Source organism: Bacillus subtilis subsp. subtilis str. 168, assembly GCF_000009045.1.
Taxonomy (GTDB): Bacteria; Bacillota; Bacilli; order Bacillales; family Bacillaceae; genus Bacillus; species Bacillus subtilis.
In genome coordinates, this window is sequence record NC_000964.3 from 4,121,106 (window position 1) to 4,141,656 (window position 20,551).

24 protein-coding genes are annotated in these 20,551 nt (G+C 38.7%); 6 read left to right on the forward strand and 18 right to left on the reverse strand.

Annotated features, from left to right (window positions below; genetic code table 11):
• Positions 1–60 precede the first annotated feature (60 nt).
• Positions 61–1,500, reverse strand: a complete 1,440-nt coding sequence (bglA, locus tag BSU_40110) for an aryl-6-phospho-beta-glucosidase (RefSeq protein NP_391891.1) — start codon at positions 1,498–1,500, stop codon at positions 61–63.
• 13 nt (positions 1,501–1,513) lie between these two features.
• Complete coding sequence (ptsJ, locus tag BSU_40120) at positions 1,514–1,744, reverse strand: glucose phosphotransferase system enzyme IIA component (RefSeq protein ID NP_391892.1); 231 nt, start codon at positions 1,742–1,744, stop codon at positions 1,514–1,516.
• A 343-nt stretch (positions 1,745–2,087) separates the two neighbouring features.
• Here ptsJ and yydK point away from each other — a divergent pair, with 343 nt between their 5' ends.
• Together yydK and yyzN are read left to right on the forward strand one after the other, a co-directional pair.
• Complete coding sequence (gene yydK, locus BSU_40130; protein NP_391893.1) at positions 2,088–2,798, forward strand: putative transcriptional regulator (GntR family); 711 nt, start codon at positions 2,088–2,090, stop codon at positions 2,796–2,798.
• 27 nt (positions 2,799–2,825) lie between these two features.
• Entirely contained in the window at positions 2,826–2,984 is a 159-nt protein-coding gene (gene yyzN, locus BSU_40139; RefSeq protein YP_003097799.1) for a hypothetical protein, read from the forward strand.
• 130 nt (positions 2,985–3,114) lie between these two features.
• Here the strand turns inward: yyzN and liaM are convergent, their stop codons facing one another.
• The 5 genes from liaM to liaD form a co-directional block, all read right to left on the reverse strand.
• Entirely contained in the window at positions 3,115–3,837 is a 723-nt protein-coding gene (gene liaM, locus BSU_40140) for a permease for export of regulatory peptide LiaD* (protein NP_391894.1), read from the reverse strand.
• 20 nt (positions 3,838–3,857) lie between these two features.
• A complete protein-coding gene (gene liaL / locus BSU_40150) occupies positions 3,858–4,487 on the reverse strand; it encodes an ABC transporter for regulatory peptide LiaD* (ATP-binding protein) (RefSeq protein ID NP_391895.1) in 630 nt (209 codons plus the stop codon).
• Between the two features lie 149 nt (positions 4,488–4,636).
• Positions 4,637–5,395 (reverse strand): membrane metalloprotease acting on modified factor LiaD, encoded by a 759-nt coding sequence (gene liaK / locus BSU_40160; RefSeq protein NP_391896.2) that lies wholly within the window; start codon positions 5,393–5,395, stop codon positions 4,637–4,639.
• Positions 5,376–6,335 (reverse strand): AdoMet radical amino acid epimerase modifying factor LiaD, encoded by a 960-nt coding sequence (gene liaE / locus BSU_40170; RefSeq protein NP_391897.1) that lies wholly within the window; start codon positions 6,333–6,335, stop codon positions 5,376–5,378. Before liaE ends, liaK begins: the two co-directional genes overlap by 20 nt.
• 57 nt (positions 6,336–6,392) lie before the next feature.
• Entirely contained in the window at positions 6,393–6,542 is a 150-nt protein-coding gene (liaD, locus tag BSU_40180; protein ID NP_391898.1) for a precursor of exported modified peptide (epipeptide) controlling LiaRS activity, read from the reverse strand.
• Positions 6,543–7,013: 471 nt separating this feature from the next.
• Here liaD and fbp point away from each other — a divergent pair, with 471 nt between their 5' ends.
• A complete protein-coding gene (gene fbp / locus BSU_40190) occupies positions 7,014–8,939 on the forward strand; it encodes a fructose-1,6-bisphosphatase (RefSeq protein ID NP_391899.2) in 1,926 nt (641 codons plus the stop codon).
• 533 nt (positions 8,940–9,472) lie between these two features.
• Here fbp and yydD read toward each other — a convergent pair.
• From yydD to yyzF, 5 genes are all read right to left on the reverse strand, one after another.
• Positions 9,473–11,233, reverse strand: a complete 1,761-nt coding sequence (gene yydD / locus BSU_40200; protein NP_391900.1) for a putative DNA wielding protein — start codon at positions 11,231–11,233, stop codon at positions 9,473–9,475.
• Complete coding sequence (gene yydC / locus BSU_40210) at positions 11,233–11,631, reverse strand: hypothetical protein (protein ID NP_391901.1); 399 nt, start codon at positions 11,629–11,631, stop codon at positions 11,233–11,235. The genes yydD and yydC overlap by 1 nt, the downstream gene beginning before the upstream one ends.
• Complete coding sequence (yydB, locus tag BSU_40220; protein NP_391902.1) at positions 11,624–13,069, reverse strand: putative phosphohydrolase; 1,446 nt, start codon at positions 13,067–13,069, stop codon at positions 11,624–11,626. The genes yydC and yydB overlap by 8 nt, the downstream gene beginning before the upstream one ends.
• 261 nt (positions 13,070–13,330) lie before the next feature.
• Positions 13,331–13,810, reverse strand: a complete 480-nt coding sequence (rlmH, locus tag BSU_40230; RefSeq protein ID NP_391903.1) for a 23S rRNA (pseudouridine1915-N3)-methyltransferase — start codon at positions 13,808–13,810, stop codon at positions 13,331–13,333.
• A gap of 80 nt (positions 13,811–13,890) precedes the next feature.
• Entirely contained in the window at positions 13,891–14,061 is a 171-nt protein-coding gene (yyzF, locus tag BSU_40239; RefSeq protein ID YP_003097800.1) for a hypothetical protein, read from the reverse strand.
• A 184-nt stretch (positions 14,062–14,245) separates the two neighbouring features.
• Here yyzF and yycS point away from each other — a divergent pair, with 184 nt between their 5' ends.
• Entirely contained in the window at positions 14,246–14,659 is a 414-nt protein-coding gene (gene yycS / locus BSU_40240; RefSeq protein NP_391904.1) for a putative lipoprotein, read from the forward strand.
• Positions 14,660–14,692: 33 nt separating this feature from the next.
• On the opposite strand, the gene yycR is transcribed toward yycS, so the two are convergent.
• The 6 genes from yycR to yycN all read right to left on the reverse strand — a co-directional run bounded on the left by yycR (position 14,693) and on the right by yycN (position 19,044).
• Entirely contained in the window at positions 14,693–15,919 is a 1,227-nt protein-coding gene (yycR, locus tag BSU_40250) for a putative dehydrogenase (protein NP_391905.1), read from the reverse strand.
• Positions 15,920–15,981: 62 nt separating this feature from the next.
• On the reverse strand, positions 15,982–16,152 hold the full coding sequence (gene yyzG, locus BSU_40259; protein ID YP_003097801.1) for a hypothetical protein: 171 nt from the start codon (positions 16,150–16,152) through the stop codon (positions 15,982–15,984).
• Positions 16,153–16,256: 104 nt separating this feature from the next.
• Positions 16,257–16,505 (reverse strand): hypothetical protein, encoded by a 249-nt coding sequence (gene yycQ, locus BSU_40260; RefSeq protein NP_391906.1) that lies wholly within the window; start codon positions 16,503–16,505, stop codon positions 16,257–16,259.
• 15 nt (positions 16,506–16,520) lie between these two features.
• A complete protein-coding gene (gene yycP, locus BSU_40270) occupies positions 16,521–17,684 on the reverse strand; it encodes a hypothetical protein (RefSeq protein NP_391907.2) in 1,164 nt (387 codons plus the stop codon).
• Between the two features lie 10 nt (positions 17,685–17,694).
• Positions 17,695–18,432 (reverse strand): conserved exported protein, encoded by a 738-nt coding sequence (gene yycO / locus BSU_40280; protein ID NP_391908.1) that lies wholly within the window; start codon positions 18,430–18,432, stop codon positions 17,695–17,697.
• Between the two features lie 141 nt (positions 18,433–18,573).
• Entirely contained in the window at positions 18,574–19,044 is a 471-nt protein-coding gene (gene yycN / locus BSU_40290; RefSeq protein NP_391909.1) for a putative N-acetyltransferase, read from the reverse strand.
• Between the two features lie 110 nt (positions 19,045–19,154).
• Between yycN and rapG the strand changes: the two genes are divergently transcribed.
• A complete protein-coding gene (rapG, locus tag BSU_40300; RefSeq protein ID NP_391910.1) occupies positions 19,155–20,252 on the forward strand; it encodes a response regulator aspartate phosphatase in 1,098 nt (365 codons plus the stop codon).
• On the forward strand, positions 20,253–20,369 hold the full coding sequence (gene phrG, locus BSU_40310; protein NP_391911.1) for a secreted regulator of the activity of phosphatase RapG: 117 nt from the start codon (positions 20,253–20,255) through the stop codon (positions 20,367–20,369). It abuts the gene before it with no gap.
• Positions 20,370–20,551 lie beyond the last annotated feature (182 nt).

Genomic DNA, 20,551 nt, shown 5'->3' on the forward strand with positions numbered 1-20,551 from the left:
TTTTCTACAGAAAAAAACCGAACCAGGCACTACGGTAAAAGTGCTCGATTCGAGCGCTTCTTATAGTTCCTCACCATTCGTTTGAATGACATTTTTATACCACTCAAAGGAGTCTTTCTTATATCGTTTCATGGATCCGTTTCCTTCATTGTCACGATCAACATAGATCATGCCGTAGCGTTTTTTCATTTCGCCAGTTGTGAAGGAGACAATATCAATAATGCCCCACGGCGTGTAGCCAATTAAATCAACACCATCGTACGTGACCGCTTTTTTCAATGCTTCAATATGCGATTTTAAATATTGAATGCGTTCCGGATCATGAACCTTGCCGTCCTCCTCCAGCGTATCCACTGCGCCAAAGCCATTTTCAACGATGAATAACGGGATTTGGTATCGGTCATAAAAACGATTTAACGTATATCTCAACCCGGTTGGATCAATCGCCCATCCCCAGTCACTCGAAGTGATGTACGGATTTTCGACACCATTCGGCAAGCCGCCATTTACAATATCGCCAGTGTTATCATTTTTCACATCGCTTTTCACAGTTGTTGACATGTAATAGCTGAAGCCTAAGTAATCGACGGTTCCGTTTCTTAAAATCTCATCATCGCCGTCTTCGAATGTGATGTTGTAGCCTTCGCGTTCAAATTCCTTCAACGCGTAGCTTGGATAATAACCGCGAACCTGCACATCAGGGAAGAAATAGCGCTGCCTCATTTCTTCTTCAGCCAGCATCACATCTTCAGGATTGGAGGAGAAAGGATAAATCGGCACGTGTGATACCATGGCCCCAATCTGGAACTCTGGATTGATGTCTTTTCCTTTTGCCACTGCTAAGGCGCTCGCCACTAATTCATGGTGCGCCGTTTGATACATGACTTCCTTGGCGTTTTCGTTTTCGCCAACCACAACACCTGAATTCGTCCATAGGAACAGCGGATTGTTCACATCCATTTGGTTGTTAATCTCGTTAAATGTCATCCAGTACTTCACTTTATCTTTGTAACGGGTAAAGCAAGCCTCTGCGAAGTTGACGAAGAAGTCCACGACTTTCCGGTTTCTGAAGCCGCCATATTCTCTTGCCAGGTGCAGCGGCATTTCAAAGTGAGACAGGGTAATGACCGGCTCGATCCCATGCTTCAGCAATTCATCAAACACATCATCATAAAACTGCAAACCAGCTTCGTTCGGTTCAGCCTCATCGCCTTTCGGAAAAATCCGGCTCCAGCCGATGGACGTCCGCAGACATTTTAATCCCATTTCCGCAAACAAAGCGATATCTTCCTTGTATCTGTGATAGAAATCAATGGCTTCATGGTTTGGATAAAATTCGTTTTCTTCAATCGTGTCAGTGATTTTTCTCGGCACGCCGTGCGCACCCGCTGTCATCACATCGACGACACTCGGCCCTTTACCGCCTTGATTCCATCCGCCTTCAAATTGGTGGGCAGCTAAAGCACCGCCCCATAAAAAATCCTTTGGCATGTTTCCCATGTTTAATTCCTCCTCAGCTTACGACTGTAAATATTTTTTGATGTAATGCACTTTCCTCAATGTCTTCAATGAAAGCTTTATCAAACTCAACAAGCACTTCGCCTTTTTTGACGGTATCGCCTTCTTTTACCTTCAAGGAAAAAGGCGTGCCGTCAAATGTCACCGTATCCAGCCCGATGTGCGCAAGCAATTCGACGCCGGACGCTGAACGCAGGCCAATCGCATGCTTTGTAGGCGTAACCATGACAACCGTAATGACGCCGGGATGGTAGCATCGATTTCACGATATCCTTCGCTTTAGGGGTAGACCGCTTCAGCACCAATCGAAGTCTGGTAGCGCAGCGAGAAGCCCCAATCACATTCTCTTCCCCGCCTACGGCCTCTAAAATGTCTTTTGCTAGTCTCGTATAATCTCTCACTTTCCCCGACATTTCACCCACCCCTTCGTTTTGGTTACGCTTTCATTATAATTGTAACGGTATAATTTATCAATTCCGAAACAAAATATTTACGCACTAACTATCATTGTAAGCGGTTTATGCTATAATTTTGACAAGTGAAACTAAACGAATAAATGAGGAATGCGTATGTTAAAATACCAGCAAATCGCAACGGAAATTGAAACATATATAGAAGAACACCAGCTTCAGCAGGGAGACAAACTGCCAGTCCTAGAAACCCTCATGGCCCAGTTTGAAGTCAGCAAAAGCACCATCACAAAGTCCCTCGAGCTATTAGAGCAAAAAGGCGCGATCTTTCAGGTCAGAGGAAGCGGCATTTTCGTCAGAAAACATAAACGAAAAGGCTATATCAGCCTTCTGTCGAATCAGGGATTTAAAAAAGATCTCGAGGATTTCAACGTCACCTCAAAAGTCATCGAACTGGACGTGAGAAAGCCAACACCGGAAGCGGCGGAAAACCTGAACATCGGAATGGACGAGGACATCTACTATGTCAAAAGGGTCCGCTACATCAACGGCCAGACCCTTTGCTACGAAGAATCCTATTACACCAAATCCATCGTGACGTATTTAAACAACGAAATCGTCTCCCACTCCATCTTCCATTACATCCGGGAAGGACTGGGGTTGAAGATTGGTTTTTCTGATTTGTTTCTGCACGTGGGCCAGCTTAATGAGGAAGAAGCGGAATATTTGGGATTAGAGGCTGGACTGCCGAAGCTGTATATAGAAAGTATTTTTCACCTGACAAATGGGCAGCCGTTTGATTACTCGAAGATTTCGTATAATTATGAGCAGTCGCAGTTTGTGGTACAGGCTAATAGTTTTTTATTATAGGGCTCTTCACTACGGTAGGTGGTCGACATGTACAAAATTATCATTCCTGCCATACTAGCCATCTTTGCGCTCTGGATACTCTTACAGATTTCACTAGAGATGAGCATCGTTAAGAATCCAATGAACTACTTTATCGTATTCATTATCTTTTTCCTCTTTGTAAAGATGGTGAAAGAAAAACAATAATAGTTTGGGCGATGCAAACAGAAAAACATCCTTCCCTTAACAAACTCAGCCAGTCACATGCATTAATCTTGATGTTAATGATATATAGGTGCACATAAAAAGCTACTTCATTGTGAAGTAGCTCCCTTTATTAAAGGCCCATTTTGATCCATCTAGTTTTAGAAAAGCGAAGGACAATCGCATTTATGATAATAATTGAAACTAAATACAAAATAATAAATAAAACATCATTACTCCCAAGTGTCATGTTATCAGATTGCAGCACTCTTTCTATTCGGGGGTACATAGTGTTACCTGCCTCAAAAGGAGCAATGAAACCAAACGTTTTATTGCTTATAGCTACTAAGATAACAGAAGTCATCCAATAAACGATACTGACACCTATACTAATTAATATATTAGGACATAACACGCTTATAGTTCCGATAATTAGAATATACTGCAGTATAACTGCAGAAAATAAAAAAAGTAATAATGCAAAATGCGAAAAATCATGGTACATCAACGATATGATTAGCAGGCCTAGCGTTATAAATGCAAAACATTCTAAAAATAAAACAGCTATCTTTTTATAAAAGAAAGTATAGATGTTCTCTCCAATTAACTTGTAAAAGAGAATATTTTTGTTTGAATACTCTCTATTAATAAAGAAAGCTATAACAAATGAAAATAACATCAAACCAAACTGGGTCGCAACAGTATAGGAGCTAAAGAAAAACATTTCAGGTGTAACATTACTGACTTTATCGATTCCAACAAGTAAAAAATAACCCAGCAAAAATAAAAATACAAACATTGCTCCTAAAATAATGATAACTTTGTTGCTAATACTCTTTTTAAACTCTAATTTCATCTCAAGCCCCCACTGTTTTATTACTCATTTATATACACTTCAATTAATTTATCCACTGAATGATATTGTTGAATTTCTTGGTGATTAAATATATAATAATCCCCTTCTATCGCCTTTAAATCAGACAAATCATGTGTAATGTTGATGATAATCTTCTCGGGGTTCTCCTGAATATACTTGTTTAAGAAGCCATGAATCTCTATAACCGTTTTTTTGTCTAATGAATTCGTTATTTCATCTAAAACAATAATATTTTTATCCTCTAATAAGAAACTGAGCAATTTTAATTTTTGCTTTTGTCCATCACTCAAATTTTTGATCAGAACTTTTCCATCAATATTATCCAGATTAAGTAAATATGCGATTTTATCTATCATTTTTGCATCAAATTTTTTACTCAAAAAGTGTAATAAAAAGTCCTTAGAAACATCATTAGGTATATTCGACGAGCTGGATATTAAAGAAACATTTTGACGAATATCTCTGCCGATTCTTTTGCTATTATTCAACAAAAAGTCTTTAGCAAGCTGTGATTTACCGACTCCATTTTTTCCGACAACGTGATTAATTTTCCCGCTCGAAAAATGCAAGTCGGTGTCCTGAAGTAACGTTTTGCCTTTCACTTTTAAAGTGTAATTCGCTATATTCATATACATACTCCTAGGAAATATTTGCATAATAATAAAATGTTCTGCCTTGTGATTTGTTACTAATGTCTAAGCTTTTGAGGTACCTCTTTCGTTTCCGATCCGGAAGCGAAAGAAATGTTTTTAGATGGCTAATTTGGAGATCTTTTACTCTAGTTTACAATATATAATATCCAATGTACAACTGAATTCACTGCAAGGCCAATCCCTATAATTTGAATCGTAAGAACTAACCAATGATTTGTCTTAAAACGGCTATATTCATCTAAGCTCAGAAAAGCTAAAAGAATTTTGTAACCATCAGAATTCAATATTGGGATTAAGTTCCACAATAAAGTAGACGAGAAAAGCATAAATGCCATAGTTAATGCTTCACTGGAAAATGTAAATTGATTTATTAATTCTAATGTATTTATTAAAAGATAATTGATAAACAAGCCAAATAAATGAACGATTATCTTTTCATTTCTTGATAGCATGTAGGTTTCATTCAATTGGACATAAAAAGCAGGAAATACATAAAAATTCAGTTTGAATCCCACTTTATCAAAGTTTTTCCCGAAAAATTTTAAGGAATAAATATGTCCCAGTTCATGAAGCACTATATTCATTATAAAATAAATAACTATAATTATCCACATTTTCCAGCCGTAAAATACTGAGGACAATCCATTTTGCAATTTTATTAAATGAATATAATTTAATATGAACATGAGAGCCGTAAAGGATAAGAACAGATAAAAAAACTTTGGTGATACTTTCTCTTTATACATTTTAAAACGTAATAATTGTTTATCTGACAGAGAATTTAAACTATTTTTATAGTATTCTCCGCTTTTTTTGTCTTTTATAAATACGTTGTTTTGCACAAGCACTTCATATTTTTCATCTTCATACTTTAAAATTTTCATTATAGTATTTTTCCATATAAGGATAGAAGTAGTTTATTTTTTCTGCAGAGTTGAATAAGGAACCACAAACTCCACAAATAGAGGAAAATTCATAAGGAATGTCAAATTCCTCTATTTTGTTATTTTCTTTTAAAATATTCAAAAACCATTTGAATCCTTCTTTTCTAAGAATAAATAATAGCAAATTGGAATTTAACTTTTCCACGGTTCTTTCGAAACTTTGGTTATATTCTTCCCTTAGGGTTATTTTCGTTTCAAAAATAGCAGGGGAACAACATGGATAAATTTCTCCATCATGATGATATACAATGTCATATCCGGGACAATGTAAGGAATCTTCATCTTCAAGACTGTAAAATTTATGTATGTTTTCTTGCTTAATTCTAGTTTTAGCAGCGCCAACTGATATCATTGGAAATTTTGTTATCTTTACACCTAAGATTGAATCCCCCAATTCCTCTAAAATGTGGTTGGACATTTTGTCTTTGGTAACTGCCATATTAAGAGAAATATCGATATCAGGGTATTTCCTGCTATGTTCTAATATGTTTTTAATACTGGAAGACTTGACAAATGGAGCATGGTACTCATCATAACTTATAGTCAGTGCTATCACATTTAAAGAATTCATATCATGAAAGTACTCCTGGACCTTTTTCTTGCTCAAACCCCAAAATCCATTAGAGATCAACGTTATTTGTTTTTCATATGGTTTAATGATTTCCATTAGTTCTTTTAAAAATTTATAATCTAAAAAAACTTCCCCACCTGTAAAAGAAATCACTTGAATGGTTTTGTTTTTTGCAAATTCAGTTACTAACTCTCTTATGTATTCTTTTTCCATCCTGGTTGTTGAAGTTGGTGAACTAGAAAAACAACAATGGTCACAGGATGCATTACACCTTGAATCTAAATTGATTGATACTGTTTTATTATACATGAAATATCCCCCAACAAATGGTAAAGGAGAGTTAGACTCTCCTTTGTACCCCTCTAATTAATGACCACTTCCAAGAATCCAGCGATTTTCTTTTGATTTTACAAAATACCAAAGATCATTCACTTTTGCTAACTTTTGTGATTCATCTAATAGACCCTTAAATTCTAAGTTTTTCACAGTCTCATTGTTAGTGATTTCCTTTTTCATATTATCCCTCCTCCTTTTCTAATATAAACCAATTATTCTATATCATTCAATACATGTCAATATATTGTACCTAAAAAATCTGAAAAATGTCACTATTCTTGGTATATAAAGCCTATAGTCCTCTAGCCCCTCTAAGCTATACCGAATGAAAGGCCATAGTTTGATTTAAAGCTTCGTAATGAAAAGTAAAACATCAATATTGACTACACTAGTTAAGGGATATACAGATTTTAAGTGGAAGAAATGAGGCAAACAATCTTACCCTAAACCAACCTGTACTGAAAAGCTGTTTTAAGCTCTTGCTTACCCCATTTGGCACCTCTTTCTCTCGTTTTAATTGTCTCTAAAAGCAGTTATGCGGTACTATCATATAAAGGTCCAATGTTTAAAAATAATGTCATACTTTTAAATTCACCTTATCATGCACATGCTCATAAAGAGGGGTTTATTCTAAAAAGGGGATGGACGGTTTTGGAAAGCAAGTACCTAGATCTACTCGCACAAAAATACGATTGTGAAGAAAAAGTGGTAACAGAAATCATCAATTTGAAAGCGATATTGAACCTGCCAAAAGGCACCGAGCATTTTGTCAGTGATCTGCACGGAGAGTATCAGGCATTCCAGCACGTGTTGCGCAATGGTTCAGGACGAGTCAAAGAGAAGATACGCGACATCTTCAGCGGTGTCATTTACGATAGAGAAATTGATGAATTAGCAGCATTGGTCTATTATCCGGAAGACAAACTGAAATTAATCAAACATGACTTTGATGCGAAAGAAGCGTTAAACGAGTGGTATAAAGAAACGATTCATCGAATGATTAAGCTCGTTTCATATTGCTCCTCTAAGTATACCCGCTCCAAATTACGCAAAGCACTGCCTGCCCAATTTGCTTATATTACGGAGGAGCTGTTATACAAAACAGAACAAGCTGGCAACAAGGAGCAATATTACTCCGAAATCATTGATCAGATCATTGAACTTGGCCAAGCCGATAAGCTGATCACCGGCCTTGCTTACAGCGTTCAGCGATTGGTGGTCGACCATCTGCATGTGGTCGGCGATATTTATGACCGCGGCCCGCAGCCGGATAGAATTATGGAAGAACTGATCAACTATCATTCTGTCGATATTCAGTGGGGAAATCACGATGTCCTTTGGATCGGCGCCTATTCCGGTTCCAAAGTGTGCCTGGCCAATATTATCCGCATCTGTGCCCGCTACGACAACCTGGATATTATTGAGGACGTGTACGGCATCAACCTGAGACCGCTGCTGAACCTGGCCGAAAAATATTATGATGATAATCCAGCGTTCCGTCCAAAAGCAGACGAAAACAGGCCAGAGGATGAGATTAAGCAAATCACAAAAATCCATCAAGCGATTGCCATGATCCAATTCAAGCTTGAGAGCCCGATTATCAAGAGACGGCCGAACTTTAATATGGAAGAGCGGCTGTTATTAGAGAAAATAGACTATGACAAAAATGAAATCACGCTGAACGGAAAAACATATCAACTGGAAAACACCTGCTTTGCGACGATTAATCCGGAGCAGCCAGATCAGCTATTAGAAGAAGAAGCAGAAGTCATAGACAAGCTGCTATTCTCTGTCCAGCATTCCGAAAAGCTGGGCCGCCATATGAATTTTATGATGAAAAAAGGCAGCCTTTATTTAAAATATAACGGCAACCTGTTGATTCACGGCTGTATTCCAGTTGATGAAAACGGCAATATGGAAACGATGATGATTGAGGATAAACCGTATGCGGGCCGTGAGCTGCTCGATGTATTTGAACGATTCTTGCGGGAAGCCTTTGCCCACCCGGAAGAAACCGATGACCTGGCGACAGATATGGCTTGGTATTTATGGACAGGCGAATACTCCTCCCTCTTCGGAAAACGCGCCATGACGACATTTGAGCGCTATTTCATCAAAGAGAAGGAAACGCATAAAGAGAAGAAAAACCCGTATTATTATTTACGAGAAGACGAGGCAACCTGCCGAAACATCCTGGCAGAATTCGGCCTCAATCCAGATCACGGCCATATCATCAACGGCCATACACCTGTAAAAGAAATCGAAGGAGAAGACCCAATCAAAGCAAACGGAAAAATGATCGTCATCGACGGCGGCTTCTCCAAAGCCTACCAATCCACAACAGGCATCGCCGGCTACACGCTGCTATACAACTCCTACGGCATGCAGCTCGTCGCCCATAAACACTTCAATTCCAAGGCAGAAGTCCTAAGCACCGGAACCGACGTCTTAACGGTCAAACGATTAGTGGACAAAGAGCTTGAGCGGAAGAAAGTGAAGGAAACGAATGTGGGTGAGGAATTGTTGCAGGAAGTTGCGATTTTAGAGAGTTTGCGGGAGTATCGGTATATGAAGTGAGGGGTGTGGGGTTCAGGGATGGTGATATGCTGCTCCCCTAAAAGTAGATAGATGAATTTTAGAAAATCTGTTTGCCTTGGGGAGTTTTTTCATGGCTGGACAATTATACTACAAGGAAGAAATACTAATACTTATAGAATGTAATTGGGTAATGATTCGGAGAAAGAGGTTGCGAAATAATATGGTATTACACTGAAACAATTATCAATGGAGAACATGCACGATATAGCCGTTCTATATTCTCCCTCTATTATGGCACTCATTAGTAGACATAACCGTAAAAAAATGCACTCAAAAAAAGTCCATTCTATATAACTCTCGCTAGGGTGGACCTTTTTCAACATTCAAAGTACTAGATTTTTTCTAGTGAAAGAATAAGAAAAGACATAAGTTCTATTTTATCACTCTGTTATAGGTTAAGTTATTACGGTGTTTCATTATATACTGAATTTAAACACCCTTGACATTATGGGAATTTTTAAAACAGGTTAAAAGGAAGTTCTATAAGAACTCCCTAGTTTAATATTATTTGGTCAAAATCTAAAACCAAAAAATCTATTTTTATCTTCATTGTTTCTATCTAATTTTGCAACAATCATACCTTTCGACTCTAATTCTTGAAGGTCATCTAATAATAATTCATTTTTATTTATTGTTACAAAATATTGTCCGATCCTATTCTCTAACAGACTTGAATTGATATGTTTTAATAATGTACCTTTTACATGAGGATCAGGATTAGAATAAGATCCGTCATGAATTAAAATATTCAAACTACACTTATTTATACACCTGTATAAAAACCAAGTAAGATCAAATATATTTATCTTCATATGGAGTCTACCATGTGAACGTTCATCCGGTATAGAACAAGAAATTTTGATCCTTCCTGTAGTTGATTGTTTTGCGTTACTTATTCTATTATCATATTCAAAATCTAAAAATCCATGTTGGTTGTATGTAACATCCATTAGATTATTAAAAAGCTTCTTTAACTCACTAACTATAGCGCTATAAGATTGAAACTCATCATAATACATTGAATTAACTCTTAATATTTCATGTTGAAGTTCATTAATCTTATCAAAAATATGGTTTTTTTTATCGTAGTCACTAATTCTCAATCTTACTTCCGCTAACTCTATTTCTTTCCTTCTTTGTTCTTCCATCACAATGGAAATATCCTCAATGAAATTGTTACTCTTTAAAATTCTGGCACTTGATTCCAGTTGTTCTGTTAATCCTTGCTTTTTGATATTAAGTTTTTTTAAATCGGCTTGTATTTTAACAATTTTATCTTTAAAATAACTCCCTCTACTTTCTACCATGAAATTATAGAACTCTTGGACTTTATTATAATTCTGTTTTACTTCCTCTGGAAAAAAACCTACAATATCTTCATAGAATTTTTCTATATTTTCTAATTCTTTAATCTTAGTTACTTTTTTATTTAAATCATCTATATTTCTTTGATATTGTTTACAAATATGTTCATTTTCAAATATTTCATTTTGTATTTTATTAAGTTCACTTTTAATTTCTGAGTACCTATTTGTATCATTATTATATTTATTGGCAGTCTTAGTTTGATAGATAACTCTATTGTAATCCTCTATCTCATTTATTAATTCATCTTCCTTAACTTTTAAATCGCCAATGTTAATATTCATTGATTCAATCAATTTTATTTCACTATTTAATTTTTCAATCTTATCCCGAAAAACCTTTATGTTTTTTTCTGTATGAGTTGGTAAAGTAAAAAGATAGTTAAGTAATTTATATTGTTTTAACCCTCCCCTATTCGGTAAAACTATATCATTAAACCCTGTCTTTTCGTCTCTTATAATATACTCCCTTAACGCCGCAAAAGTTATATCCTCTTTCTCACCCTTTAAAATTTCCTTTTCAATAAATTTTTTATATACACTTATACTAACTTTTTTCCATTCCTCCAAATTAAAAGTTAAAGAAGTATCATGTAATGTATAACCATGTTTAGGAGAATTAAAAGATCTAGCAAGGAATACTTGATTTCCATCAATTTCCACATTCAAAACAATAAAAACGTTTTTATTGAGAAGAATTTCATTTGTCGTATAAAAATTTGATATAGTCTTCCCTAGTAAAAAGGAGATGCATTCAATCATCGTTGACTTACCTACACCATTAGTCTCTTCATGATCTTCTCTCTTTTCACCAAGTATTATATTTACTCCTACAGCATTAAATTTATACTCTTTCAAAATTTCTTGGGAATTGCAAACAAAAAGATTTTTTATAATCATAACAATCACTAACTCTCCGTTCTGCTAATCATATTTTGATTAAAAGAAACTTTACCTAATGAATATAAAAAAGTTAACGATAAATACAGTATCCGTTCAATATTCAAATTTATTATAATACCTTGACTCTTAGCATAATCAAGAAAAAGTTGATCAATATGTTTTTCCTTCTCTAACAGTTCATAAAGTATCTTTGATGAGTATAAAATATTTTCTTCCACAGCATTATATTTAGTTAATAAAAAATGATTCATTTCTGGCCTCTCCGCCTTTTCCTTTTTTAAAGGAGAATTATTCACTAGAGGAATAAGATCATTTCCAATTTGAATGTTTTTAAACTCATTTTCTAATAAAACATAAGAGTATTTGAGAATATTTTCAGCTGTTTCAATTTTAAGATCAATCATTCTTAACACTTCTTTTGTTATCATTAAAAATCTCACATTCATAAATGCACCAACATGTTAAAATCTTAATGTATTTTTTCGTTAAAGCCTTTGAATATGGTAAAACTGAATGACATTCTAGATAAATCTCATTAACAATTTTTACAAATATCTCATCTCCATTATTATATTGATTATGAAACTCTAGATATTTGTCTACTATCGTCTCAGCAATCAATTCCTTTTTATCAGCACTTACATACGAAGTGGAATCCATTATATGGTTTATCACACCAAAATACTCAGAATAACTATCGAATTTCCGTTTAAAAGTTTCCCCACTTTTCATATCATAAAATTTTTTATCTAAACCAATTTGATTATCAAAATTACTAGTAAATGTTTTATAACTTTCTCTATACTCATGAAAATCTATAATAAAGCTCTTAAACTCATCTTCATCAATTTTATCATCGTTATCTTCTATTTCTTTTTCAATAAGGCTCTCTAATCTATTAATCTTATAATTTAACTTCCCTTCCTGTAGTCTCCTTCCTCCTTGGTTGTTTTTTGACCAGTATTTATATTCGGTATTCCAAATGTAGTATGTTACTTCTGTCTCGCCATTATCTAAATTCACATCCACCGAAATAAATTCTGGAGTAGCATACTCATCCTTTATAATGGCTCCACTTACTAATTCTAAGAATGGATTTTCATTTGTATTTGCAGTAATATTAAATGAAGAATCATGTACATGTCCTGCCAAATATAGATCAATAAAGTAATCATCAAAATGTGCCTTTATTGATTCTCTTTCGGAAGATTCAATACAACCTAACGTATGGTGCCCAATAGCTATATTTAATACCTTGCCCTTATTTTTCTCTTTGTTCATCTTCCTTATTGCTTTATATAATTTCATCTGTGCAGTTAATAACGTTCCTTCTTCACCTTTTTTATCTGATAACAGACATGTATTTATTGATAAAACATTATACTTCTCCGATTGATACAAAAAATGCAAATCTTCTTCCGGATATTTAACACCCATAAAATCTTCATAAAAATCGAAAAATTTCCTTTGACCTTCCACTAATATATTTGTAGCTTTTTGATCTAGTTTATCCAACATTTCTGAGGGGTTAGGAGATTTCATAATACTATCAATCAAAAGTGTCCTCGTCATGTCTCTAGATATATCGTGATTTCCTGGCACTAAGTGTACGTTATTCTTACTTAATCCCATACTTTTAATAATTCCATTAAGATATTCTTTAACATCTTCGTTATACACATCACCTTTGTGTGCTATATCTCCAGTTAATAATAAAAAATCAAAATCTGACTCTCTTCTTAAAACTTCTATAAAATCTAATAATTTATCTCTCATTACAATAGTGTCATAATTTTGAAACTGAAAATGCAAATCAGAAATTTGTAAAAAACGTACCTTCAATACAAACATCCTCTCATAAGTATATTTATCCCCTATATATTTCTAGAAAACTTTTTATTCTATATCATCTTTACTCTTTAATATATTAAGACTCTTTCCACACCATCAAATAAATTATAACCTAAACATAACTCTTTACTCATTTTAGTATTGTATTTAAGTCAAACATTGCATTGGTTGCTGAAATATTATATTCATTGAATTATTCCATTAAATAGCTTTTAGTTGAACTTTAGTCTTTCTGTAATGGTGGAGATGCTCTTACTTATGATAAGGCTCCCCACGATTAATCCGAAAAGCCCGATAAATCTGCTCCACTAAAATAAGCCGCATCAACTGATGAGGAAATGTCATCTTCGAGAACGATAGCTTCTCGTCCGCTCGCTTCATCACCGTGTCACTCAATCCGAGTGATCCGCCGATGACGAAGGTGACTTTGCTTTTTCCATAAGTAGCCAGCTTATCTATTGTATCGGCTAGTTCTTCGGATGTTTTCATTTTTCCTTCGATGGCGAGGGCGATGACGTGGGCGTCGGGGCTGATTTTGGATAGGATGCGGTCGCCTTCTTTGTCTTTTATGATTTTCATGTCCTGGTCGCTTAGGTTTTCCGGCGCTTTTTCGTCCGGGAGTTCGATGATGTCGATTTTTGCGTAGGCCGAAAGTCGTTTGGTGTATTCTTCAATGCCTTGCTTGAGGTATTTTTCTTTTAGTTTTCCGATTGTCACAATATTGATATTCACAGGTCATCCCCACTTTAAAAACAAGTTATTCATATATGTTGTCCACAATTGTGGATATCTTTTCTGTATTTTGTGTAAGATCATTCGTTCCCCACTATATATACTGCGGGGTCTCCACATAATTCACAGGCTGTGGATAAACTGTTAGTATGTTCGATTTTTCTGATTTCGGGCGGCAGCTCGTGGTCGTCTATGTACATATCCAGCACCGTTTCGATGTGTTCTTCACAAGAATAATACGCTTGTTTCATGTTCAAATCCTCCGATGTTTTCTTCCATTTTTACAAATGTTCTCTTCTCAATATAACCTATTTATTCACATGTTAGTAGTGCTTCGGGCTGAGTTTTATCCACAATTCGACAAACAAGCTGTTGATGACTCTATTTCGCTCGTGTGTTAGTTTGGATGTAACCGATGTGTGGGGAGGTCTGCATTTGCGCTTTAGATGGGTTTGGCTTTTTGTGATTATGTTGCTGCTTGCTGAGTGTCAGCCATCTTATTGGGTGTTGGAGAAGGATCGAATCGGTGAAGGCAGTCCAGACTTAGAAATATACGCTAATTATCTCCAAATGCATGATGACGTGAAAGGATATCAAGTCTTCACCATATCAGAAGGCAAAAAAATGGTCGTCGTGTCTCTCGGAAGCAGCGAGAAAGATAAGAAGCTTGAAGTGTCGGACGTCAAATTCTCATCTAAAGAAACGATTGTAACTGTGGAGCGAAAACCTGCTCCTACGGCAAATGAGAAAAACCCTTTTATTTTGATTGGACTGGACAAAATTGAAGGGGATTTAATTGTTCAAGACGAAACAGGAGATCGCTTTGAAGAAACGGATTACCAGCAATAAAGCCGGCGTTCTGAGAACGTCCGGCTTTTTCTTTTACTTCAATGTCCCATGCGGGTCGATGACGAATTTTTTGGCTGCGCCTTTGTCGAAGTCGCTGTAGCCTTTTGGCGCGTCGTCCAGAGAAATAACGGTGGCATTGACGGCTTTTGCGATCTGCGCTCTGCCGCTCAGGATCGCTTTCATCAAATTGCGGTTGTATGTCATGGCGGGCGTTTGTCCGGTGACGAAGGTGTGGGCTTTGGCCCAGCCGAGTCCGAAGCGGATTTTTAATGAGCCTGTTTTGGCGTCCGCATCCTTTGCACCGGGATCTTCGGTCACGTATAAGCCTGGAATGCCAAGGCTGCCTCCGACCTGGGTGACGTCCATGATTGAGTTCAGCACGGCGGCTGGCGCTTCTCCTTGATTGCCGTGCCCAGATGCTTCAAAGCCGACACAGTCCACTGCAGCATCAACGGTTGGTTCACCTAGTATTTGTTCAATTTGCTCGCCGAGGCGGTCGTGTTTTTGCACGTTGACCGTTTCACAGCCGAAGCTTCTGGCCTGTGCCAGCCTGTCTTCGTTCAGATCGCCGACAATCACGGTAGAGGCGCCTAGGAGCTGAGCGGAGTGTGCAGCTGCCAAGCCGACAGGACCCGCTCCAGCGATATAAACGGTTGAACCTGTTTGCACGCCCGCTGTATAAGCTCCATGGAAGCCGGTCGGAAAAATGTCGGACAGCATGGTCAAATCGAGAATCTTTTCTAGCGCCTGTTCTTTATCAGGGAATACCAAAAGCTGAAAATCAGCGTATGGCACCATGACATATTCAGACTGGCCGCCGACCCAGCCGCCCATATCGACGTAGCCGTAAGCCGATCCCGGCCGGTCCGGATTGACATTCAGGCACACATGCGTTTTCTGCGTTTTGCACATCACACAGCGTCCGCAGGCAATATTGAAAGGAACGGATACGATATCTCCTTTTTTGATAAATTCAACATCACGCCCCGTTTCAATGACTTCTCCCGTAATTTCATGCCCGAGCACCAAGCCTTCTGGCGCCGTTGTGCGGCCTCTGACCATATGCTGGTCGCTTCCGCAAATGTTGGTTGTAATGACTTTGAGAATAACCCCATGCTCACATTTTCGATTCACATTCGCCTTCGGGACGCCGGGCCCGTCCCTCAAGATTAACTCCGGATAACCGATATCCTCCACCGCTACAGTCCCTTTGCCTTTGTACACAACCGCTTTGTTTCCTGTCAACGCCATTCCTCCCATTCATGTGTTTGGACTCTCCGTCCTTGAACATGACTTCGGTTCGGCATGACTCTTTCCCTTTTTCACGACTGTTTTTTCTGTATTCTTACAACAACAAATATGCCAAGAAAGCATCCAATAATGGTTCCGCCGATGTCTAAGAAGTCGACTTTACATCCATTTAACAAGAACACAGTAATGGCCGAAACCAGGCAGATCATAACTGCCAGAAGAATAACCCGATTTGTCTGCATGTAATTCCTCCTTTGGATTCGTTTCTAAACCATACCCAAAATCCTCTGCAAACTTCGGTTCAACAAAAAAAGAGACTTCACACCAGTCTCTTCATAAACAGAGATCACTCAAAAAATTTCCTGAGAAATAATGTGGCAACACTCGTTACTAACGCAATTGCCGTATACATAACAACCCAAAATATGAATGAGCTATTCCCCGAAGCTAACGTAACTAACAATATCAAGCTCGTGATAAGAACGATGAGCGGTGCCACCCAAAATCTTTTAAATAAAAAATGACCCGCTATACCAAATACACCTGCGACGATCGGAAAACCAAAAACGATAAATAAAACGGCGATGGCTCCCATACTACCCTCCTTGCCTTAAAACCTCTTCATCACCTCAACATCATACAGCTTCAAATGACTCTTCGGCGTCACGACATCCTTTACCTTCCCAATCTCTTTTTCTTTCATTTTCTTTCCGGTTTTCAGGCTGTACTGTTCAATGTAGGCAGGCTTGTGATACGTGTATGTGAAGAAATAGAGGCTGCTGCCTTTTTGGGTGATTTCTTTGAATTCGGCTTTCATTTTGTCCGGGGAAAGGGTGAAGACGATGCTTGTTTTTCCTGTCTTGGCATCGATTTTGTGTACCTTTCCGAAGCCGTCAATGAAATACAGGTTCCCGTCATAAGGGAAAAAGCTGTTTTTAAAGCTGAAGGGCATGGAGCTGTATATCGTTTGTTCGTCGTTTTTGTATTCGGCGATATCGTGCAGCTCTACTTCGCCGCTTTTTTTGTTGATCTTGACCATTTGATAGAGATCGTGGGCTTTTTGGCCGCGAACCATAACATACACAGCTTGGTCGTCCACGGCAAGTTGGGATTCGACTGAGGCTCCTTCCCGGTACTGCCATTCCGTTATGCTGAGATAGGTAAGCTTCTTCTGATCTGCTTGAATCTGAAGGAGCTGATAGCCTTTTCCGTCATCTGTCGGGACGAGTGCGTAAATGGCGCCATCATGGAAACCGGAGGCTCGGATGTAGTAGGGGATGACGTCTTTTTTCCACTCTCCGTCCATTTGGCGGTACAGCTCTGAGCGGTATCCGTCTCCCTTTTTGTCGTAGCCGGAGTTGTATAAGGTGTAAAAGCCGTCCGTGTTTTGCAGAAAGCCCGCGCTGTCGCCTGTGTGCTGATAGGTTCTTTTATGGGAGCGCAGGCCGTTTTTGATCGTATAAATCGTGTTTTTGTCCTCCAGCATCACGCTGTCACCGTGAACCTTTGCTGAGCCCAGCTCAAGGCCCTTCATCTGAAAGGAAGACAGCGTCCCGTCATGGCTGATAAACAGGGCGTAGCTTTTCCCGCCGCCAAATGCATCTTGATCCGCAGAGGATGAGAAATACAGCAGGACTTCTTTGTCATCCAGGAAATCGGGATTTCTGAGATCCTGCTGACTCACGGTTTTATGGCTTTTGAGAGGAGAAATGAAGACAAATAGTGCGATTCCTGCGAGAATCAGCATGGCGATGGTAATCATCCACTTTTTCATAGCCTTCTCCTTAGTAAATGGTCATAATGGTTGTCGTATAAGAAGAACTAGTGATGTCGCGCGGATACACGCCTAAGCCTCCGTTGCTGTCTATATCAATCCCTGCTTTCAGCAAAAAGGCAGACCATAGGAGCTTTGAACAGTTTTTGGCGCCGTCATGGCCGGTATTTCTGTTATTGACGAAGTTAAATGAGTATGGGTCGCCGACTTTTGATACCGCCCAGTCGGCAGCAGCTGTTTTTTGAGATGAGGATACGCTGACGGTTTGCACAATGGAGTTGTCTTCCACGTCTCTGGCATTATACGCGATCTGCCTGACGCCGTCGCTCGGGACAGATTCAACAATTTTGTCAGCGGCGGAGTACATGCCGACATGGCCGTGATTGTAGTAGGCTGTGTAGGAGTTCGTGTAATAGATATTGCCTTTCGCGCTTGTCGGGAGTTTTTTCGTGCCGGACGAGCCGCCCATGATAGACATGCCGCTTTCCTTGGCGAGCCGGTCCCCCTCTGCTTTATCAGCCGTGATCTCCTTATAGAACTGTTTTAGGATAACGTCCTGCTTTACGTGCTGCTGTTTGGCAATCTGGCTGGCAGATTTCATGATTTCTTCCGGTGTCGTGCCTGGCTGCAGTGCGGCGATTTCTTCAGCATAATTTGTGGTCTTTACGGCTTTGGCGGGAGTAACAAACAGGCCGCCGCACATTGTGAGCGCTACCAAAAACATCGACACTCGTTTCTTCAACTTCATTACATCTCCTCTTTTCTTGTGAGTGTAGGAAAGGTAATTTCCTCACCCACATTATATTAGGAAAATAAGGAAAGTAACTAGGTTATTTACAGAATTTTTAGAAATCGTTTACAGAAAAAGGCCTTTATCAGGCCCTTTTCGTTAAAGCTTCTTGCTCATCACTACGTCTGTTTCTTGAAATCCGGTTTGCTCATATAGCTTTCGAGCCGTCTGATTATGGGCAAAGACATGAAGGGACAGCTTGCGGATTCCCATACTGCGTGCCGCTTGATCTAATGCCGCCAATGCTTGCTTTGCGTAGCCCTTTCCCCGATACGGTTCATATAACCCGAAATCATAAATAAACGCTTCCTGCTGCGGATGCTCCGGTTCAGCATGTATCCAGAGCCAGCCAACGATATCCTTTTCATTCAGCTTGAGGCTCCACAAATGGTGATGGGGTGTTTCGAGCCCTCTCGGAAGCAGATCAGTAAACACCTGCTTAGACAAAAGCTGGGCATCTTCAGGCAGCCATGTTCCCGCTTTTACCTTTTCTTCCGCGTAATGCTTTGTTGTGTACGTGAGATAAGACCGAAATTCTTCTGTCTGCATAGGGGTTAGCATAATTGTCATATCATCTCTCCTTCATATATTGACTAGAGGATTTTACATAAAATAGAAAGAGGTGTTACTATCAGAATAAGCAACTGAGATTGATAAGTCACTAGAGAAAGGAGTTTCACATGAATAAGATCGCACCCGCAGAAATCGCTAGCATGCTCAACGATTGGTACCTTGCCATCAAGAAACATGAAGTTGAAGAATCCTCCCGTTTATTTGAAGAAGTGAAGCCTTTATTGGATGACATGGAAGAGGATCAGGAGGTGCTTGCCTACTTCTCCTTATTGGAACTGCGCCACAAGGTTTTGCTTCACGAGGCGAGAGGACAGGGCTTTCAGCATGAGGAGCCTTCTCATATGAATGCTACGTCTGACATGCTGAAATATTACTTTTTTCTGTTTGAAGGCATGTATGAGGCCTATAAAAATAATTATGACATTGCCATTGGGCTGTATAAAGATGCAGAGCAGTATCTCGACAACATTCCCGATCCGATTGAAAAAGCCGAATTTCACCTGAAGGTCGGTAAGCTCTATTATAAGCTGGGACAAAATATTGTGTCCCTCAATCATACACGGCAAGCAGTCAAAACATTCAGAGAAGAGACAGATTATAAAAAGAAGCTGGCTTCAGCCCTGATTACCATGTCAGGCAATTTTACAGAGATGAGCCAGTTTGAAGAAGCTGAGGCTTATTTGGACGAAGCAATTCGGATCACGAGTGAATTAGAGGATCATTTTTTTGAAGCCCAGCTTTTGCATAACTTCGGCCTTCTACATGCGCAAAGCGGCAAATCAGAAGAAGCGGTTTCGAAATTAGAGGAGGCTCTACAGAACGATGAGTATGCCCGCTCCGCCTATTATTATCATTCTGCCTACTTGCTGATACGAGAGCTGTTTAAGATCAAAAAGAAAGAACAGGCCTTATCTTATTACCAAGACGTGAAGGAAAAATTGACTGCTGAGCCGAATAGAATATGTGAGGCAAAAATAGACATTTTATATGCCATTTATGCAGAAGGGGGTCATGCGGAAACGTTTCACTTATGCAAACAACATATGGATGACTTGTTGTCCGAGAAAGAGTATGACAGTGTAAGAGAACTTTCCATTTTGGCTGGCGAACGGTATAGGGAACTTGAGCTTTACAAAGAAGCTGCCCACTTTTTTTATGAAGCATTACAGATTGAAGAACTGATTAAACGAACGGAGGTTATATAAATGAAAAGATTTCTGATTGGCGCAGGCGTCGCAGCGGTGATTTTATCAGGTTGGTTTATTGCGGACCATCAAACCCACTCACAGGAAATGAAAGTCGCTGAGAAAATGATTGGATAAATGAAAAACCCCCGCGGGATGCGGGGGTTCAATTTAACGAAAGAATCCTAAAACGGTTTGTAGTTTTAGGATTCTTTCATCTTTTCAGCGTGATTGAAAACCCTTGAAGTCTAGGAAGAACGAGCATTGGAGCGCAGCGAATGTTTGGAATTCGTGAGCACCGAAGCGCAGGCCTGACAACG

Bases quoted from the DNA above. Each gene is read 5' to 3' on its own strand.
- yycO (NP_391908.1), bottom strand. From the start codon at position 18,432: ATGAAGTTGAAGAAACGAGTGTCGATGTTTTTGGTAGCGCTCACAATG.
- yycR (NP_391905.1), bottom strand. From the start codon at position 15,919: ATGGGAGGAATGGCGTTGACAGGAAACAAAGCGGTTGTGTACAAAGGC.
- yycN (NP_391909.1), bottom strand. From the start codon at position 19,044: ATGACAATTATGCTAACCCCTATGCAGACAGAAGAATTTCGGTCTTAT.
- yydC (NP_391901.1), bottom strand. From the start codon at position 11,631: ATGATTGATCTTAAAATTGAAACAGCTGAAAATATTCTCAAATACTCT.
- rapG (NP_391910.1), top strand. From the start codon at position 19,155: ATGAATAAGATCGCACCCGCAGAAATCGCTAGCATGCTCAACGATTGG.
- phrG (NP_391911.1), top strand. From the start codon at position 20,253: ATGAAAAGATTTCTGATTGGCGCAGGCGTCGCAGCGGTGATTTTATCA.
- yyzG (YP_003097801.1), bottom strand. From the start codon at position 16,152: ATGCAGACAAATCGGGTTATTCTTCTGGCAGTTATGATCTGCCTGGTT.
- liaM (NP_391894.1), bottom strand. From the start codon at position 3,837: ATGAAATTAGAGTTTAAAAAGAGTATTAGCAACAAAGTTATCATTATT.
- yycQ (NP_391906.1), bottom strand. From the start codon at position 16,505: ATGGGAGCCATCGCCGTTTTATTTATCGTTTTTGGTTTTCCGATCGTC.
- ptsJ (NP_391892.1), bottom strand. From the start codon at position 1,744: ATGGTTACGCCTACAAAGCATGCGATTGGCCTGCGTTCAGCGTCCGGC.
- liaE (NP_391897.1), bottom strand. From the start codon at position 6,335: ATGTATAATAAAACAGTATCAATCAATTTAGATTCAAGGTGTAATGCA.
- yyzF (YP_003097800.1), bottom strand. From the start codon at position 14,061: ATGAAACAAGCGTATTATTCTTGTGAAGAACACATCGAAACGGTGCTG.
- liaK (NP_391896.2), bottom strand. From the start codon at position 5,395: ATGAAAATTTTAAAGTATGAAGATGAAAAATATGAAGTGCTTGTGCAA.
- bglA (NP_391891.1), bottom strand. From the start codon at position 1,500: ATGGGAAACATGCCAAAGGATTTTTTATGGGGCGGTGCTTTAGCTGCC.
- yydK (NP_391893.1), top strand. From the start codon at position 2,088: ATGTTAAAATACCAGCAAATCGCAACGGAAATTGAAACATATATAGAA.
- liaL (NP_391895.1), bottom strand. From the start codon at position 4,487: ATGAATATAGCGAATTACACTTTAAAAGTGAAAGGCAAAACGTTACTT.
- liaD (NP_391898.1), bottom strand. From the start codon at position 6,542: ATGAAAAAGGAAATCACTAACAATGAGACTGTGAAAAACTTAGAATTT.
- yyzN (YP_003097799.1), top strand. From the start codon at position 2,826: ATGTACAAAATTATCATTCCTGCCATACTAGCCATCTTTGCGCTCTGG.
- yycP (NP_391907.2), bottom strand. From the start codon at position 17,684: ATGAAAAAGTGGATGATTACCATCGCCATGCTGATTCTCGCAGGAATC.